Annotated in this window: 14 protein-coding genes; 3 read left to right on the top strand and 11 right to left on the bottom strand. The window is 57.7% G+C overall.

Translation table 11 applies throughout. The features are described from left to right. Window position 1 precedes the first annotated feature (1 nt). The 11 genes from IOD40_RS04175 to IOD40_RS04125 all read right to left on the bottom strand — a co-directional run bounded on the left by IOD40_RS04175 (window position 2) and on the right by IOD40_RS04125 (window position 14,331). On the bottom strand, window positions 2-2,191 hold the full coding sequence (locus tag IOD40_RS04175) for an anthranilate synthase (protein WP_198474641.1): 2,190 nt from the start codon (window positions 2,189-2,191) through the stop codon (window positions 2-4). A gap of 222 nt (window positions 2,192-2,413) precedes the next feature. Further along, on the bottom strand, window positions 2,414-3,124 hold the full coding sequence (locus IOD40_RS04170) for a phosphatase PAP2 family protein (RefSeq protein ID WP_198474639.1): 711 nt from the start codon (window positions 3,122-3,124) through the stop codon (window positions 2,414-2,416). 106 nt (window positions 3,125-3,230) lie between these two features. Next, complete coding sequence (locus IOD40_RS04165; protein ID WP_198474636.1) at window positions 3,231-4,910, bottom strand: formate--tetrahydrofolate ligase; 1,680 nt, start codon at window positions 4,908-4,910, stop codon at window positions 3,231-3,233. A 302-nt stretch (window positions 4,911-5,212) separates the two neighbouring features. Then, on the bottom strand, window positions 5,213-6,328 hold the full coding sequence (locus tag IOD40_RS04160; protein ID WP_198474634.1) for a DUF2333 family protein: 1,116 nt from the start codon (window positions 6,326-6,328) through the stop codon (window positions 5,213-5,215). 3 nt (window positions 6,329-6,331) lie between these two features. Next, a complete protein-coding gene (locus IOD40_RS04155; RefSeq protein WP_198474632.1) occupies window positions 6,332-7,624 on the bottom strand; it encodes a DUF6638 family protein in 1,293 nt (430 codons plus the stop codon). Window positions 7,625-7,694: 70 nt separating this feature from the next. Next, window positions 7,695-8,105: an endonuclease domain-containing protein gene (locus IOD40_RS04150; protein ID WP_198474630.1), complete on the bottom strand. Its 411-nt coding sequence runs from the start codon at window positions 8,103-8,105 to the stop codon at window positions 7,695-7,697. 63 nt (window positions 8,106-8,168) lie between these two features. Beyond that, complete coding sequence (locus tag IOD40_RS04145; RefSeq protein WP_198474629.1) at window positions 8,169-10,079, bottom strand: AAA family ATPase; 1,911 nt, start codon at window positions 10,077-10,079, stop codon at window positions 8,169-8,171. Between the two features lie 11 nt (window positions 10,080-10,090). After that, a complete protein-coding gene (locus tag IOD40_RS04140) occupies window positions 10,091-11,233 on the bottom strand; it encodes a hypothetical protein (protein WP_198474627.1) in 1,143 nt (380 codons plus the stop codon). A gap of 178 nt (window positions 11,234-11,411) precedes the next feature. Then, window positions 11,412-12,500, bottom strand: coding sequence for a hypothetical protein (locus tag IOD40_RS04135; RefSeq protein WP_198474625.1), 1,089 nt, complete (start codon window positions 12,498-12,500; stop codon window positions 11,412-11,414). Window positions 12,501-12,608: 108 nt separating this feature from the next. Continuing rightward, entirely contained in the window at window positions 12,609-13,628 is a 1,020-nt protein-coding gene (locus IOD40_RS04130) for a fatty acid desaturase (protein ID WP_198474623.1), read from the bottom strand. Between the two features lie 88 nt (window positions 13,629-13,716). After that, window positions 13,717-14,331: a thymidine kinase gene (locus IOD40_RS04125; RefSeq protein WP_198474621.1), complete on the bottom strand. Its 615-nt coding sequence runs from the start codon at window positions 14,329-14,331 to the stop codon at window positions 13,717-13,719. 199 nt (window positions 14,332-14,530) lie between these two features. Between IOD40_RS04125 and IOD40_RS04120 the strand changes: the two genes are divergently transcribed. The 3 genes from IOD40_RS04120 (at window position 14,531) to choV (ending at window position 17,585) form a co-directional block, all read left to right on the top strand. Then, the gene (locus IOD40_RS04120) at window positions 14,531-15,478 is read left to right on the top strand and encodes a choline ABC transporter substrate-binding protein (protein WP_198474619.1); all 948 of its coding nucleotides are present in this window, start codon (window positions 14,531-14,533) and stop codon (window positions 15,476-15,478) included. Window positions 15,479-15,552: 74 nt separating this feature from the next. After that, window positions 15,553-16,407 carry a choline ABC transporter permease subunit gene (choW, locus tag IOD40_RS04115; RefSeq protein WP_198474617.1) on the top strand — a complete coding sequence of 285 codons (855 nt, stop codon included), beginning with the start codon at window positions 15,553-15,555 and terminating at the stop codon, window positions 16,405-16,407. After that, window positions 16,404-17,585 carry a choline ABC transporter ATP-binding protein gene (choV, locus tag IOD40_RS04110; RefSeq protein ID WP_198474615.1) on the top strand — a complete coding sequence of 394 codons (1,182 nt, stop codon included), beginning with the start codon at window positions 16,404-16,406 and terminating at the stop codon, window positions 17,583-17,585. The genes choW and choV overlap by 4 nt, the downstream gene beginning before the upstream one ends. Window positions 17,586-17,599: the final 14 nt, after the last annotated feature.

The following is a 17,599-nucleotide window of genomic DNA, read 5'->3' as shown; positions in this document are numbered from 1 at the left end:
CTCAGACTGCCTTCATGCGCGCCTTGCGCGGCATTTTCGCCACGACGTTTTCAATCATTCGCATGCCAGCGTTCTGGCCGAGCGTCATGATCGACTCCGGGTGGAACTGCACCGCCGCGACCGGCTCGCTCTTATGTTCGATGCCCATGATGACACCATCATCAGTCTCAGCAGTCACGATGAAGTCATCGGGCAGGCGAGCGGGATCGGCAAAGATCGAGTGATAACGGCCCACCGTGATCTCCTTCGGCAGACCATTGAACACGGTTCCTGCCTCGTTCACACGAATACGCGAGGGCTTGCCATGAACCGGCACCGAAAGCTGACGCAATTCGCCGCCGTACGCTTCGGTCAGCGCCTGCAAGCCAAGACAGACCCCAAAGATCGGCAGGTCGCGTTTGCGAGCCTTTGAAATCGTCGCCTTGGTGTCAAAGTCCTTCGGCATTCCGGGCCCCGGCGACAGGACGACGAGATCCGGATTCACGCGATCGAACACCTCTTCCGCCACTGGAGAGCGAACTGTCGAAACAGTAGCGCCGGTCTGGCGGAAATAGTTCGCCAGCGTGTGAACGAAAGAATCTTCGTGATCGACCAGCAGGATAGAGACGCCCTCACCCACTTTTGTCTGCTCGATTTCGGCAACTGAAGCATGGGCGGTCGATGCTTCGCGGATTGCAGTCAGCATGGCAGATGCCTTCAATTCGGTTTCGGCCTCTTCCTCAGCCGGATCGGAATCATAAAGCAAGGTGGCACCGGCGCGCACTTCGGCAATTCCATCCTTGATGCGGATCGTACGCAACGTAAGGCCAGTGTTCATGTCGCCGTTGAAGTGAACCATTCCAATGGCTCCCCCGTACCAGGCACGCGGGCTCTTCTCATGATTTTCAATGAAACGCATGGCCCAGAGTTTTGGCGCACCGGTGACGGTAACGGCCCAGGCGTGAGACAGGAACGCATCGAAGGCATCCATATCCTCGCGTAAGCGGCCCTCAATGTGATCGACCGTATGGATGAGGCGGGAATACATCTCGATCTGACGCCGCCCGATGACCCGTACCGAGCCCGGTTCGCAAACCCGGCTCTTATCGTTCCGGTCGACGTCAGAGCACATGGTGAGCTCCGACTCATCCTTCTTGGAGTTGAGAAGCTTCAGTATCTGCTCTGAGTCGGCAATTGCGTCGTCGCCGCGCTTGATCGTGCCGGAGATCGGGCACGTCTCCACCCGCCTTCCGTTGACCCGAACGAACATTTCCGGCGAGGCGCCGATTAGATACTCACCCTCCCCGAGATTGATGAAGAACGAGTATGGCGAAGGATTGATCTTCTTCAGGCGGCGGCTGATCTGCGACGGCTTGGAAACGCATCGCTCGAAAAACATCTGACCTGGGACGACCTCGAAGAGGTCACCACGCTTGAAGCTTTCCTTGGCCCGCTCGACCAGACGCGAATACTCGCCCCTCTCGTGATCTGCGCGAGGCGGCACCACCTCCGATGGCTTGAACGGCAACTCCTGCGCGGTCCGTTCCAGGCCCTCGGTCGAGAACCCTTCGCCAGAATAGTCGTAGCGATCATGCCACGCTTTGGCCTGATGGTGATCGACGACGAGAATTTCGTCGGGAAGGTATAGCACCAGATCGCGTTGGCTTTCCGGCCGCTTCAGTTTCATCTCGATGTTGTCGAACTGAAACGCAAGGTCATAGCCGAACGAACCGTACAGCCCGAGGTTGCTGTCCTCAGGCGACCGAAAGAGATCAACCAAAGCCCGCAAGACGGTGAAGACAGTTGGTGCGCGCGAGCGCTCTTCTTCCGCAAACACCCGCGTTGGCTCGGCAACCGTCAGAGCGATGAGGGTTTCGCTCACGTCATCAATCGAAATATCCGCCTGCCCGGAAAGCGAGCTCTGGATGATCGGCAACATGACTTCGCCGCGCTTGTTTAGCGCTTCGATCTTCATGGCCCGGCCGCGGGCGCTGACGACCAGCGGCGGATCGATGATCGCCGTATCCCAGCGGGTGTAACGGCCCGGATATTCGTAATTGGAGGAAAACACGCAGCCGCGCCGCGAGTCGAGCCCGTCAATGTACGCCTCGATGGCGCCGGCATATGCGGTTTCGTGGCGGCGGCGGGTAATCGTTACGCCCCCCTGGGTTACGTATCGCTCCCCACCGTCCTCAGTCAGTTGGACCGTCATTCACCTGTCTCCGTCCGTTGCGGCGTTACGGATCCGAACCAACCTGAAAACAAAATGGCCGCCCGGAAATCCGTTGCGGCCATCCCCATTTTCACGCACACGCGCTCAACCGGCCGCTGTTAGCAGCCCCACCACCAAAGGTTTGCGGTCGAAATCGTGTTCATGCAGCTTCATTAGCGATTATTGTTCCGCGCAGCAAGGTGGTATCGCCGTCGCTCAACATCATTCAGCCTTCTCATGCCTTCTGGCCTCGCGCAGGCCGGAAACGGCCAGCCAGGACAAACTGGCCCATGCCGTGCCCAATGACCAACCAGCCAGCACGTCGCTTGGCCAATGTACGCCGAGATAAATCCGGCTCATGCCCACGATGAAGGTGAGCAGTATCGCCACACACAGCACGTAAAGCCGAACAATGAAGCGGTCGACGAGGCGGATGATTAGTGCGGCCAGCGTCAGATAAACGGCGGCACTCATCGTGGCGTGGCCGCTCGGAAAACTCGCAGTGAACGTATGCACCAGATGATCCACGACTTCTGGACGAGGCCGCTCGATCACATATTTCAGCATGCTGCTGACAATCGTTCCGGACACTATTGCCCCGACAGTGAAAATCGCCGGTCCAAACTGCCCTGACACCAGAAGAAACCCGACAACCGCGCTCACGAGCGTCACCAACACGGGATAGCCGCCAAGCGTTGTCAGCTCGACAACGGTCTGCTCAAGCCATCGCGGCCCGATGGGGACGGCAAGGTTTTCCGGATCGCGAAAGAACAGCAGAATCTTCTCGTCCAGATAAACGGTCCCGTTTATGCGGACAACGACGGCGAGGATCACAAATGCAGCAATTGCGACGATTGCGACTGCCAGGACCGGATAGGTCGTCCTTCGCTCGTCACGCATTCCGCTGACCAAGTCAGTTACGTTCGAATTCATCATCGCTTCGATTTAGGCCATTTCTGCCGATTTGAAGAGGGCCATGGCGAAAAACCAAAAGGCGCCGTCATCTGACAGCGCCTTTCGCTTAGCAAAGGTCGAAAGCTTAGAAGAGGCCTTCGATGAAACCTTCTTCGTTCAGGAAGATGCGCTCGGAAGCAGGCGTCTTCGGCAGACCTGGCATGGTCATGATCTCACCGCAGATCGCTACAACGAAGCCGGCTCCTGCCGACAGGCGAACTTCGCGGACCGGAACGACGTGGCCGGTGGGCGCGCCGCGCAGGTTCGGATCGGTCGAGAACGAGTACTGGGTCTTGGCCATGCAAACCGGCAGATTGCCGTAACCCTGCTGCTCCCACTGGTGAAGCTGATCGCGCACGCTCTTGTCCGCAACAGCTTCCGAGCCGCGGTAGATGCGCTTGACGATGGTGTCGATCTTGTCGAACAGCTTCATGTCGTCCGGGTAAAGCGGAGCGAACTGCGACTGGCCCGACTCGGCAATCTCGACGATCTTGTGCGCAAGTTCTTCGATGCCAGCCGAACCATCAGCCCAGTGACGGCACAGGATCGCATCAGCGCCCTGCTGCTTCACGTAGTCCTTCACAGCCTGGATTTCTGCGTCGGTATCGGTGCCAAAGTGGTTGATCGCGACAACAGCCGGAACGCCGAACTGCTTCACGTTCTCGATGTGACGGCCGAGGTTCGGGCAGCCCTTGATGACTGCATCGACGTTTTCCTTGCCGAGATCGTCCTTTTTAACGCCGCCGTTCATCTTGAGCGCACGGACAGTCGCGACGATAACGGCTGCTGCCGGCTGGAGGCCAGCCTTGCGGCACTTGATGTCGAAGAACTTCTCAGCGCCAAGATCAGCGCCGAAGCCCGCTTCGGTGACGACGTAGTCAGCCAGCTTGAGAGCGGTCGTCGTAGCGACAACCGAGTTGCAGCCGTGCGCGATGTTGGCGAACGGGCCGCCGTGCACGAATGCCGGGTTGTTCTCGAGGGTCTGAACGAGGTTCGGCTGGATAGCGTCCTTGAGGAGCACCGCCATTGCGCCGTCCGCCTTGAGGTCGCGAGCGAACACCGGGCTCTTGTCACGACGGTAAGCGACGATGATGTCGCCAAGGCGCTTCTCGAGATCCTTCAGGTCGGTCGCAAGGCAAAGGATTGCCATGACTTCCGAAGCCACGGTGATGTCGAAGCCTGCCTCACGCGGGTAACCGTTGGCAACACCGCCCAGCGAAGCAACGATCTGACGCAGAGCGCGATCGTTCATGTCCATGACGCGACGCCATGCGACACGACGGGTGTCGATGCCTAGCTCGTTGCCCCAGTAGATGTGGTTATCGATCAGCGCAGAGAGCAGGTTGTGTGCAGTGGTGATCGCGTGGAAGTCGCCCGTGAAGTGGAGGTTCATGTCCTCCATCGGCACGACTTGCGCATAACCGCCGCCGGCAGCGCCGCCCTTGATGCCGAAGTTTGGCCCAAGCGAAGCTTCGCGAATGCAGACCATGGCCTTCTTGCCGATGCGGTTCAGGCCATCGCCCAGACCAACCGTGGTCGTGGTCTTGCCTTCACCCGCAGGGGTCGGGTTGATCGCGGTGACGAGGATCAGCTTGCCGTCCTTATTACCCTGAACGGACTTGATGAACTCGGCAGAAACCTTTGCCTTGTCATGGCCATAAGGCAGAAGGTGCTCGGTCGGAATGCCAAGCTTGTTACCGATCTCCATGATCGGCTTCTTGTTAGCAGCGCGTGCAATCTGAATGTCGGATTTGAATTCGGCCATAAAAAGTCCTCGCTCCCCAGGTTACTATACGGACCGCTTGGGTACGGCCCGCCTTTCACGCGCATCAAAGCCTCAAGCGACCCATCTGCGCCATCTTGAATATGCCGCCGGATGCGCAAATTGCGACACGACGGCAAACTCCATGACTAAAAACAAGCTGTATACAATTCGGCTGGAACTGCCAAGTGGCAGCTTGCGCAGAATTGGTTTTTCGTCAGCAGCACTCCCCCAAATGTACCAGTTTCAGGCGCAGCCGCGCCCGTTCTGCCAAAGTTTGTCAGTATGATGTTACGGTGTCGCGACTATCTGTCGAGAACCTGTCGGAGTTCCACAAGATTTGAGCGAACCTGCAGCAGGTTGAAGCCCATCGTTGCCAAGTGGGACGGGAAGAATGCACTTGATTCATTTCCGTTGGAGATGATCCTCGGCTGCACATTCAGCGAAGCCCGCAATTGTGTCTCCAGCCGCGTCCACAGCGCCGTGAGGTTGCGCTCGGCGATGACAGACGCAAAGTCTGCGCGTGCCCCCGAGAGGATGCCGTAATAGGCATAAAGCTGACCATAGGCGAACCAGAAGCGGTCGTCGGCCCGCACATCGAACCAGCCTGCATCTGAAGCCTCGATCCGCTGACGAAGGATGTCGGATGTCGACCCGATATCACCGGCAATGCGATCGATGAACTGCATGAGATTGTCGGCACGTGCATCGAAGGTCGCGTTACACGCCTCAAGGTTTGCATTGAACGCTCGCAGCTTCTGCATGCCTTCGCGATAGACACTAGGCGACGGGCGCGTCGGACCGCGCATGCCGACGTACCAGGCAGTCTCGCTCCATGCCATCGCGGTACGCGCATCCTGCAGATTCTGGTCGATTTGCGATGTCCCGCGCACGCGTCCCAGCGTATCCACCAACTCGGTCGTGGTCCGGCGAACCACCTGATTGATACCGAGCTGGAACGCAGCCTGGTTGTCGAAGAAGGGTGTGCGGCGCCAATCAAGCCCAAAGAAGCCGAGCTTGGAAACTACCATCGAGGAAATCCAGGGATTCTGGTTGACCGTGAAATCGATCAGATCCGCGGTAACGGTGGTGATTGCAGAGGGTGCACAGGAACTGGCGCTGCCGCTGTTCTCCCCCGGCATCGCGGCGCTGGCTGCGGGAGCCCGGCTGAACGAAGCATATTGCTGCGGATAGTCGGGATTGAAGTTCGCCCAGTGCTGCGTGACCCACCCGAAGTAGCCATAAAGTCCGACGACAACCAGCAAGAGCACGCCGATCGGCCCCTTGATCATCCAGCCTCGTCCGGCGTACCAGCGCCCCGCCGCGACGAACGGCCAGCATATCCAGGCGATGACGAGACCGATCCCCTTGCCAATCGCCTGGAAAACTCGGGTGAAGAAGTTAACGATCGGGTCCAACATGGCTCACCCTCGGTCCTTGAGGCCAAAAAGGCGTCGGCGATAGCCCGCCTTATCCTTCAGATACGTGTCTTTAAGCATCTCGACAACGTGGCGCCGCCACACAGGATTAAAGTCCTGGTAATCGCGGTAAAATCCCTGCTTGTTAAATACGTACCGCGACATGAAGTCGAATGGGACGAAGTCAGAGATCAATCGGTTTGTCAGCCATGCATCAGGATGATCTGGCTTTGCGCGAACCAAAAGGAATCGCTTCTGCGCGGGCACTTCATCGATCTTGATTTGCCCATATTGTGCCAGCTCACGCTTCATTGCGTTCAGGAATGGGAAAGTCCCCTCCCTGTTGATCTGATCCGCATGCGAATGGATCCAGGTCTGCAGCCAGACCCTGTCGAGCTGTGTCAGATCACGCGAGGGATCAGACTGGTGGATCAGCTTGCGCAAAACCATCTCGGCACGATGTTCCAGGTAGCCGGACTGATCTATCCAGGACGCACGCGGCAGTTCGATCCGACCCGTTTCCAGCAGGAAGCGGAACACCCTTTCATGATCATGAAGCGACAAATAGCTCACCTGCCACGGACGGGAACGCCGGAAGCCAGGCGCGGAAGGATCGCTGATGACCGTCGTCATATTCGGGTCTACAAAAACGTACAGTCCGCCGAAATGACTGGTCCAGTAGGCTGAATGACGAAACACGATATGCTCGGGCACCAGCGCATTTTGCCTGATGTCGCCTGTCACCTTCGCCAACTCAATCATGTGTTCCAGCGCCCCGGTATCGCGCCAGAAATCGGGCTCCTGCTTTAGCCTGTCGATCAGGGTTGCAAGCTCTGTGGCCTTTCCGGTGACGTCTTCTGCCGACAGCACCCGGAACTCAACCTGGTTCACCGACAAAAGATCTTCAATGTCTTCGACCTTGGCGACGGAATCCTCGATCTCGCCATAGATCACATCCTTGATGGTCAACGCGTTGATGACCCGTGCGTTCGCGGTCATGAACTCGTAGAGAAGCTGCGATGTATTCGAGAACGCCGTGTGCACCACCGGCAGGCTGACCTGCTGGGGTGTCAGGATGATGAAGCGCCGATTGACGCCGTTGGGATCAAGGTAGTCTGGATCTCCCAACTCATCTGCAATTTGCGGCGAGAAACCCGAACGGTCGATGTCAATCCGCGTAAGCGTCGTCGGCTTAAGACCAAACGCGCGCAAGGCCTTGTTGTACCGCTCGGTCAGATGCGGTTCTTCAATTGGCAGCAAGCGGCCATAGATCAGCTCATTGTCGAGAAGTAGGTTCACTTGCCCTTCTCCCCGTCAACGGGGAGAAGGTGCCCGAAGGGCGGATTGGGGGCCCGCACCGACATATGAATCACGATGCGACCTCCCGATCAGCAGGAAGGAATTTTGCTTCCAGCGAAATCATCGTCTCGTTCAAACGCCCGTCCAAAGCGGCAGCGATCGTTTCCAGCACTGAGTGCCGGTTTGCCAGTACGTCGGCGTGCCAAACACGCAAGATCGACCACCCATTCCTGTTCATCTTATCGTCCCTGAAGCGGTCCGTTCGCTGTTCGGCATGTTGGCTGCCATCAACTTCCACAACCAGATTTCGATCCCTGCAGGCGAAGTCGGCGAAGAAAGGGCCGATCGGCAGCTGCCTGACAAACTTGTATCCGTTTAAACGTCTCGCCCGAAGATCGCTCCACAAAAGGTCTTCAGCCTCATTGCCCATCTTGCGAAGCTGCCTCGCCCGTCTGGTTTTGAGAACATTGGCTCCGCGCATTGCATCCCCCTCATCCGCCCTGCGGGCACCTTTTCCCCGTGAACGGGGAGAAGGGAAAGATCATCAGGCTCTCCACAAACCCCGTGCCTTGAGAGATTCAATTTCAGCGATGGCGCGCTCGCGCAGTCTTGCGTCGCGGATCAGCTTTTCGACACCCGCATCGTCGGACTTGTCAGCGTAGCGGAATTCGGAATCGGCGTAACGGTTGATCTCCTGCATCACCATGTCCATCGTGAACGGGCGACGCAGGTCAGAGATCATCGCTATCTTCTCATCATACGACTTGCCCATGAATGCCTCGCGGGTCTCGAACCATTCGTCGGGGAGTTCGATATCCATCGCCCGCATCTTGATCGCGTCGGTGACGTTCTTGATCGCACGGCCGGTCAGGCGCGGCTCGGCTTCCTTGATCCGATGGAGATAATCACCAACGTCGGCGAGAGTCTTCGGTTCGCCGCGCTCGTCTATGAAGCGATCATAGACCTTCTTCAGGTTCTCTTCCTGCGGCTTCGAATGTTGCTCGTAAGCAGTCTCGACCGCACGCTTAATCTCCTGCGCCGAAAACAGCTCGTGCTCACCCAGCGGGATCTTGTGGTTCTTGCCGGCGAGAAGGACAAAAATGTCGATATAGTCGTCGCGCGTCTGCGGCCCGTCGACCAGCCATCGCGCACCCGCGCGCTGGCGCAGCGCATCGTCGACGTTTTCCGGATAGTTCGAGAACATGCCGAAGGCGCAGTTGCCGCGAACGACCGTGCTTGCGCCCGAAAACGCGTCCATCAGAACGCCGGTGATTTCATGCTGCCCAGCCGATGCGCGGTCATCCGAGCGCTTGGCCGCGACCTGATCGATGTCGTCGATCGTGCCAAAACCGATCGAGCGCGGGTTGAGCACGTTGTTGATGAATTGACGGCAGTTCTGGCCCGATTTGCCCTGATAGGACGAAATCTGGTCGACACCAAAATTCTCGTAGTGGAACGGAACACCTGCGATCTGCGCATAGTCGTTGACGATGCCGGCGATCATCTGGATCAGCGTCGTCTTGCCCGTGCCCGGCGCGCCGTCACCGATGAAGGTGAACAGAAAACCGCCAAGCTCGACAAATGGATTGAGTTGGCGGTCGAAATCGTAGGCCATCAGCATTTTCGCCAATTTCAACGCCTGATATTTGGCGATGTGGTTACCGACCACTTCCTCCGGCTTGCGAAACTGCATCACCAGCGGTTTGGTCTTGCGTCCCGGCGCAACGTCGAAACCGTCAATCGTGAAGTCGTCTTTCTCAACCCTGATATGAACGGCCTCGAACGCGCCGAGACCATCGAAACGCGATTTGCGCTGCAGCAGGCCTTCGATCGCCGCGGTAGCGTATGCCCGAGCGCGCGGCGCCAGATCATGCTCATCCTTTGCGCCGGCGAGCGCGGCATCAAGGCCCGCCACCAGCCCCTTCAGCGCATCCTGCTGAGTGTCAAACACGTAGTCTGGCTCGCGCACGTCGCTCGGCGCGTCGGCATCGCTTTCCAGTGTCTGCAGAAGGTAGGATGCGAAGGTGAAGGCCGCGACGAATGCACCTGCAGACAGCAACCGCTTGTAGGTCGACGCGTCCTCGCCCTCGAGCGGTGAGCGTGAATTCTTCGCCTGAAGGTCTTCGAGCGCCGTGGATTTGGCGAAGGTATCGGCAACGGCCATTGCAACCGCCAGGCCCCGCCTCGCCCGATAGAGCAATGTGTGCTGGGCAATCGACAGGAGTTGATCGTCCGGCCTGATCGCCTGGACGGTCCTGGTCAGTTCCACTTCGCGGGTCCTGCGCACCGTGCCGGTCGAGACCGTCGACACAAACCGGCGGCCAGTTCCAGCGAGTTCAGTTGTCGAGCGATCGGAAGGATCTTCCAGAACCACAAACCGGGTGATGAAGCTTTGCGCCAGTGGACGATGCTTTTCGATGTCCGCTTCCAGCAAGGTGGTCAGTCCAGCATCCATCTCATCAACCTCTAGACGTCGGTGATCACTTGGCCATTAGAAATGATATGCACCTGATACCCGGAGAATATCTGCTGCGCCTCGCCGGCAGCGTACAGCGCCTGATAGGCCTCATGCGGAATCAGCGCGTGCTTCTCGTAGGATGAGACCCCCATGCGCGCAGCCTCGAGATCATCCGTATTGATGTAGAATTCCTCGCGAGCGGGCTGCCGGGAGAAGAGGCCTCGCTGAGCCGGGCGTTCGGCCTTGGAAAAGACTTCCTGCACCGTCCATGTCAGCAACCAGGCATTCTCCTGCTTGCGCACCTTCGACAGGACTTCAGAAACCGTAGAATTATGCTCGGTGATGCCCGCCGAATAAAACGGCCCGAGCACGACACGCCGAAGCTGCTTCGGATGCAGGGTCTCAAAATCCTTGTCGAGATTGGTGGCAATCGTCGTAGGAGACAGCGAATAAGCGGAATTTTTCTCCGCGAAATCATCAAACTGATGCGCAAGCTCAGGGTTGAGAAGCCCGTCTACGGGCAGCGGGATTGGAACCGACGTGTTGAGCTTTCCATCGGAACCAACCAGCTGCCTCACAATTCCGTCTGACGAGTCTTCAACGGTCGCCATGTAAACGAGCGGGAGATTGGCACTCCCATCAAACGCGCCCCAGTGAACGACATAGAACGGCCGCTGCGTCTTTGGATTTACCGAAACCCTGATCGTCTTCGGCAACGCGAATGGCGCGAAAACCTGCCCGGATGACACTTGTTCGAGATAGAGGCGCTCGGCCATTGCCCGTCGCAGCGCATCAGGCATCGCCTTCTGACGCAGGATGAAATCGGCCATCTCTGCCCGCAGGGCTTCCGGCTCAGGAATAGCCGCAAGCCTCTGTGTCGCATTTCGGCGATCGTTCTCAAGCTCGAGGACGTTCTGGAAAACCGGATAACCGCTCTCCGCCCGTGATATCCGAAACGTTTCCATGAAACCGAGGCGGTTTCGCCAGCTGCTGAAGGAATTCTCCAACCTGCCGATATATTCGCTCATCACTTTTGCGATGAGGTCGTGCCGTCCGAAACGCGAACTGTCGTCACGCAGGAACACGTCAAGGCCCGCAAGCGCTCCGCTGATCGCATCGAAGTAGCGCGTGGCAGGATCATTCGCAGTCATCCCGCGCATCCCATCTTCTTGAATGGCATGTTCGCCCATCGCCTCTGCGTTTTACAGGATCCGCCACTCAGAACTTCAGACCTCGCCAGACGTCTCCTGGCCATCCTCAGGCTGGCACCCGTTTTATGCTCTAGGCGCTGAAGCATCATTGGCACTGTCGCGAGCGGCCTCGTGCGCTTTACTGCTTCACATAGTCCGCGGCGTTGTGCTTGCGGAGGACGTCATCAAAACGCCTCGCGAAAGCCTCGTCAGCCAGCTTCTTGCGGCGCTGGATGTCTGCCGTCGCAACCATGTTCTTCTCATGAAGCTCAAGTAGATCGCCGATATGCTTCTGCGCTGCTGCGCCGATTCCGGCCATCGTCTGCTCGGCCGTGTTATCGACCTGGCTGCCTAGCGTATTGATCTTGTGCGCGACGTCCTGCTGCGCGGCCGTCTTCAGCGAATCTTCCAGCGCCTTGTAGAGAACGATGCGCTGTTCGATGTCGATGGTCAGCTTGTTGATCAGCGTGTTCTGCGCCGCGAGCTGGTTATTGAGCGAGTCAACGAAGGTCTGGAACATTGACGTGTAGCGCTCCAGCGTCTGGCTCTCCGCGAGCAGTTCCTGCTCCTTGGCCTGACGCTCATTATACTCGGTGGCAAGCTTCGAGCGCTCACCTTCAAGCTGCGTGCGCTGGGTCTGGTCGGTCGAGGCCGCGATGCGGTTCTCGATGTCGAGCAGCATCGGGTTCAGTTCTTCGATCCGGCGCTGGGTGTCCGTCAGGTTCTGAATCGTGCGCTTGCGACGCTCGATCACTTGCGCAAGGCTCGCTTCCGAGGTCTTGTAGCGCTGGTCGAGAATGTTCTTCTGATTTTTAAGGATGCCGACGATCGTATCCGACTTCGACAGAAGCTCCTGAAGGTTGCCAGCAAGCGACATGTTGCGCACCCGTTCAGTACGCATGCGCTGCTTTTTCTGCGCGGAAAAGATACCGACGAAATTTTCCCACGCCGTGTAGCTCTTCATGCTCTCGAATTCAGCGCCGAAGACATTGGTCGCGTCCTCGAGGCCGATGATGAGGTCGGCGATGTTGCCTTCCATCACCTTCTGCTGGGACAGGACGTCCTGGATTCGCGCATTCTCGATATCGAAATCGGCTGCGCCAATCGTCTGATCCGCCTGGGCAAACTTATCGAGAACCACGCTCGACTGCTCGATCCTGGAGCGCATATCTTCAACAGCGCTTTTCGTACGAGAAATCTCGGCATCAAAATTCTGCAACGTTGCCATGCGCTGTGCTCCGGACCCAAAGGGACATTCAAGTTTACGTGTGCGGAATATATGTGGCGCAGACAACGTTGGAAAGAAGGAACGCCAGGATAAACGCTCTGGTTGTTCTTAGGCGTGCGCTTCCCGGAACGAAATCATCTGGTTTCGCTCCTCGTCCCAAAGGGCGAGTTTGACGCAGCGAAGACTATCGCGAACGGTGATCCTGCCAATTTCTTTCAGTTCCGGAAAGTCCCGCAGAACCTCTGGGAGACGATAACAAGGTATCTTGCTTGAAAGGTGATGCACATGGTGGATGCCGATATTTCCGGTCAGCCAGTTCAGGACAGGCGGCAGGTCATAATAAGAGGAGCCGTGAAGCGCAGCATGACGGAAGTCCCAGTCCTGTCCACCTGACCAATGCGTATCCTCGAACTGGTGCTGAACGTAGAACAGCCAGATGCCTGCGACGCCAGCGAAGAACACGATTGGCAGATGCACCAGCAGGAACGGGACGAGCCCGACAAGCCAGACGAGAACCGCAACCAAGAGGGCGATCGCAAGATTTGTGGCCATCGTCGATATCCAGGGTCCGCGTCCGTCGTTCATCAGCCCGACCGGCAGTCGCTGCTTCAACCCAAAAACCCAGATCGGCCCAATGGCAAACATCACCAGCGGATGACGATAAAGCCGATACCCCAACCGCCCCCAGGGTGAGAGCGAACGGTATTCCGAAAGCGTGAGCGTAGTGATATCGCCCAGCCCGCGTTCATCGAGGTTGCCCGCAGTAGCATGATGGGTCGCGTGGGCGCGGCGCCAATAGCCGTACGGCGTCAGAGTCAGCACGCCGATGATGCGCCCCGTCCAGTCGTCAAGATGGCGGTGCGCGAAGAATGATCCGTGTCCGCAGTCGTGCTGGATCATGAAAAGACGCAGCAAGAAGCCCGCAGCAGGAAAAACGAACACCATGCCGAGCCAGAATTCGTAGCGCACTGAAAGATAAGTCAGTGTCCAAAGCAGGCCAAACGCCGCCATGGTGATGCCGAGTTCGAACGCGCTGCGTTTACGATCAGGCGTGCGATATCCAGCGAGGAGCTTGGACCAGCGGCGAAGGTCAGAGGCGGCGGCAGGGTGCGGAAACGTAATATTCATCCGGCTTCCTTGCATTCCGCAGAACGGTGCTCAAGAGAGCTCAGCTAATCGAACGGCAACAGTGCTGTTTAGCCGCAGGGGTAAGACGCTACTGCCTCAAAAAACCGATCAGATCTTCTGGTGTGACACGGCCCACCTCTTCTTCCCAGTGGCGACGGCAAAGGGACACATATTTGTCTTCCCCACCGATTTCGACCTGGGCACCGTGTCGTTGGACCTTTCCGTCCGGTCCAAGCCGAACCACCATTGTCGCCTTTCGTCCACAGCGGCAAAGCGTGCGTATTTCACGCAACTCGTCAGCCAATGCCAATAGAGCCTGTGAACCCGGAAACAGCTTGCCCTGAAAATCCGTGCGAAGTCCGTAGCACATCACCGGAACGTCCAGACGATCGGCGACCCTTGCAAGTTGCCAGACCTGCTTTTCGGTCAGGAACTGTGCTTCATCGATGAGCACGCAATGGAGAGGATGAGCCATCAGCCAATTTCGCACCTGTTCGAACAGATCGTCATCCGCAGAAAAGGTGAACGCCTCAGCCGATACTCCCAGCCGCGACGCAATCAGCCCTTTACCCGCACGCTCATCAAGAGCGGCAGTAAACAGCATCGTGTCCATGCCGCGTTCGCGATAGTTGTAGGACGCTTGGAGCAGCAGAGTCGATTTTCCGGCATTCATCGCCGAGAAATGAAAATAGAGCTTAGCCATCAGCCTACTAAACCAATTGGACAGCTTGTGGGGAGACGCAGGCGCAACAAAGCTGTGATGTGTCGCAACAAGGCAACGGTCCGACGCCCAACGTAACGTCACTCGCCTTGCAACAGCAGAAAAATGATGTTTGGCTCAATGTGAGAAAATCATGTCACGGGCGCACACGCAGCCAGCCAATCACAATGGGAGACTCCAAATGTCGCGTTGCAAATCCCTGATGCTCAGCATCGCCTTGACTGGCGCGCTTGGCACGACAGCTGCGCTGGCGGCAGAGCCGGACAGCTGCAAGGCCATCACCTTCTCGGACGTCGGCTGGACTGACATCACCTCCACCACTGCAACCGCAACGGTCATCCTTGAGGCGCTCGGCTATCAGCCGGAAGTCCAAATTCTATCGGTCCCGGTGACTTACGCGTCGCTGAAGAACGGCGATATCGACGTCTTCCTCGGCAACTGGATGCCGACGATGGAAGCGGACATCGCTCCCTACCGTGAAGAAGGTTCGGTCGAAACGCTCGTTACAAACCTTGAAGGCGCAAAGTACACGCTGGCCGTGCCGAAATATACGTTTGACTCCGGTCTCAAGACTTTCGATGATATCGCGAAATTTGCCGACAAGCTGGACAACAAGATCTACGGTATTGAGCCCGGCAACGATGGCAATCGCCTGATCCTCGACATGATCGAGGCAGATCAGTTTGCTCTCGGCAAGTTTGAGCTTGTTGAAAGTTCCGAAGCAGGCATGCTGTCTGCAGTGATGCGCGGCGCGCGTTCCAAGCAGGATATGGTGTTCCTTGGCTGGGAACCACATCCCATGAACTCCAACATCGAGATGGAGTACCTTGCCGGGGGCGACGACGTCTTCGGGCCTGACTATGGCGGCGCCACTGTGTTGACTAACACCCGCAAAGGCCTGGCAACCGAGTGCCCGAACCTCGGCAAGTTCCTGACCAACCTCATTTTCACCCTTCAGATGGAAAACGAGATCATGGGCGCCATCCTGGATGACGGTAAGGAGCCCAACACTGCAGCCGCCGAATGGCTGAAGGCAAACCCGTCCGCTATCGAGCCGTGGCTCGCCGGGGTCACAACTTTTGACGGGTCCGACGGCCTTGCTGCCGTTAAGTCGAGCCTTGGTCTCTAGAACAGGCACAATTTGCTAACGCGGTGGCATTAAACTGCCGCCGCACTTGTTCAGAAACATCACCGGAGAGGACTGTGGACCCGATTTCGCAACTGGTCGCTAGTTGGAAGATCCCGATCGGGCGTTGGGGGCGAGAGTTTTTCGACTTTCTGACGACGAACTTTTCCTGGTTCTTCGACTCGCTCGCCAGCGTGCTGTCCTCCGTCCTCAACGGGGCGGTAAATGTGCTGCTGTGGGTGCCGCCTATCATCGTAGTTGTCCTCATCGCGGCGCTGTCCTGGTTCCTGAAGCGATCTCTGCCCCTTGCAATCGGTATCGCTCTTGGCCTCCTCTTCATCATCAATCAGGGACTTTGGAAGGAAACGATCGAAACGCTCGTCCTCGTCGTTTCGGCTGCCGCGTGTTCAATGGCCATCGGTGTTCCTATCGGCATCTGGGCGGCACATAATGAACGCGTCTATCGTGTGCTGCAGCCGATCCTCGATCTGATGCAGACGCTGCCCACATTCGTTTACCTGATTCCGGTCTTGATCCTGTTCGGCCTTGGCATAGCGCCTGGCCTGATTGTGACGATCATCTTTGCGGCCCCTGCCCCGATTCGTCTCACCTATCTCGGCATCACCTCGGTGCCGAAACCGATGCTCGAAGCCGGACAGGCGTTTGGAGCAACGAAACGCCAATTGCTCTGGAAGGTGGAACTTCCATCCGCGTTGCCCACGATCATGGCCGGCCTCACCCAATGCATCATGCTGTCCCTCTCAATGGTCGTCATCGCCGCGCTGATCGGCGCCAATGGCCTGGGGCGCCCGGTCGTTCGTGCCTTGAACTCCGTCAACATTCCGCTTGGACTTGAAGCAGGTCTTGCGATCGTAGTCCTTGCCATCATTCTTGATCGAATTGCCCGCATCGGGCCAGCGGGTACAAAATGACTGCCGCGGTAGAATTTCGAAACGTCGACATCGTTTTCGGTGACGAGCAGGCGACGGCGGTCAAGATGATCGACGAAGGCGCCACACGGGCCGAGATCCTGACCAAGACGGGCGCGGTGCTCGGTTGCGCGGACGCCAGCCTGACCGTGAACGAGGGTGAGATTTCTGTCCTCATGGGGCTTTCCGGCTCGGGAAAGTCGACATTGCTACGTGCGGTGAACGGTCTCAACCAGGTCACGCGCGGGGAAGTCCTCGTTCATGGCGGCGGCAAGGTGACCGATGTAGCCTCGTGCAGACCGGCTGATCTTAGAAAGATACGCCGCGAATCGGTTGCCATGGTTTTTCAGCAGTTCGCACTGCTTCCCTGGCGTACCGTCGAAGAAAATGTCGGGTTTGGACTTGAACTGTCTGGCGTACCTTTGGCTGAACGACAGGAGCGCGTTGCGCACCAGCTCGAGCTGGTCGGCCTGTCGCAGTGGGCGAAGAAATACGCCCATGAGCTGTCCGGCGGGATGCAGCAGCGCGTCGGGCTTGCTCGCGCCTTTGCCACGGAAGCGCCGATTCTTTTGATGGACGAGCCTTTCTCTGCTCTCGACCCGCTCATCCGCACAAAGCTGCAGGACGAGTTGATCGAGCTTCAAAGCAGACTGCAGAAGACGATCATTTTCGTCAGCCATGATCTGGAAGAAGCGTTGAAAATCGGCAACCGCATCACCATCATGGAAGGTGGCCGGATCGTTCAGACGGGCGCGCCCGAGGAGATCGTGCTCAACCCCGCCAACGACTACGTCAGAGAGTTCATCTCTAACGTGAACCCGCTTTCGGTGCTGACAGCCTGGAACGTGATGCGCGACCATCGCGACCTGGAGACGGATTCCGACGGCTGGGTGTGGCTTGACCGACGCCAGACCACTCGCTTCCGCCTCGACAAAAATCGTTTGGTTATCGACGCTGAACGAAATGGCAAACCCGCGCTTTGGGCTGCTTGTGATCCGTTTGATGCACTGCCGCCGGATGCCCACCACGTTTACTGGGCAAAACCTGGCACAACTTTGCGATCGGTTATGAAAGCCATGCAGCAGTCACAAACGGCGCCCGTCGCTGTATTCGATGAATCTTCGCGTTTTCTGGGAGCAATCGGCGTGCGAGATGTACTCGGAGCGGTTCTTCGCCGATAGTCAATCCGGGCTTC

This window comes from Aquamicrobium zhengzhouense (assembly GCF_016124105.1).
In the GTDB taxonomy this organism is placed as follows: Bacteria; Pseudomonadota; Alphaproteobacteria; order Rhizobiales; family Rhizobiaceae; genus Aerobium; species Aerobium zhengzhouense.
Note: the sequence above shows the minus strand (reverse complement) of the source record. Positions and strands in the feature narration are given on the sequence as shown.

What these genes read in the sequence shown, in the direction of transcription:
- IOD40_RS04170 (WP_198474639.1), bottom strand. Translation starts at nt 3,124, where the DNA reads ATGAATTCGAACGTAACTGACTTGGTCAGCGGAATGCGTGACGAGCGA.
- IOD40_RS04165 (WP_198474636.1), bottom strand. Translation starts at nt 4,910, where the DNA reads ATGGCCGAATTCAAATCCGACATTCAGATTGCACGCGCTGCTAACAAG.
- IOD40_RS04150 (WP_198474630.1), bottom strand. Translation starts at nt 8,105, where the DNA reads ATGCGCGGAGCCAATGTTCTCAAAACCAGACGGGCGAGGCAGCTTCGC.
- IOD40_RS04175 (WP_198474641.1), bottom strand. Translation starts at nt 2,191, where the DNA reads ATGACGGTCCAACTGACTGAGGACGGTGGGGAGCGATACGTAACCCAG.
- IOD40_RS04145 (WP_198474629.1), bottom strand. Translation starts at nt 10,079, where the DNA reads ATGGATGCTGGACTGACCACCTTGCTGGAAGCGGACATCGAAAAGCAT.
- IOD40_RS04140 (WP_198474627.1), bottom strand. Translation starts at nt 11,233, where the DNA reads ATGACTGCGAATGATCCTGCCACGCGCTACTTCGATGCGATCAGCGGA.
- choV (WP_198474615.1), top strand. Translation starts at nt 16,404, where the DNA reads ATGACTGCCGCGGTAGAATTTCGAAACGTCGACATCGTTTTCGGTGAC.
- IOD40_RS04125 (WP_198474621.1), bottom strand. Translation starts at nt 14,331, where the DNA reads ATGGCTAAGCTCTATTTTCATTTCTCGGCGATGAATGCCGGAAAATCG.
- IOD40_RS04120 (WP_198474619.1), top strand. Translation starts at nt 14,531, where the DNA reads ATGTCGCGTTGCAAATCCCTGATGCTCAGCATCGCCTTGACTGGCGCG.
- IOD40_RS04160 (WP_198474634.1), bottom strand. Translation starts at nt 6,328, where the DNA reads ATGTTGGACCCGATCGTTAACTTCTTCACCCGAGTTTTCCAGGCGATT.
- IOD40_RS04130 (WP_198474623.1), bottom strand. Translation starts at nt 13,628, where the DNA reads ATGAATATTACGTTTCCGCACCCTGCCGCCGCCTCTGACCTTCGCCGC.
- IOD40_RS04135 (WP_198474625.1), bottom strand. Translation starts at nt 12,500, where the DNA reads ATGGCAACGTTGCAGAATTTTGATGCCGAGATTTCTCGTACGAAAAGC.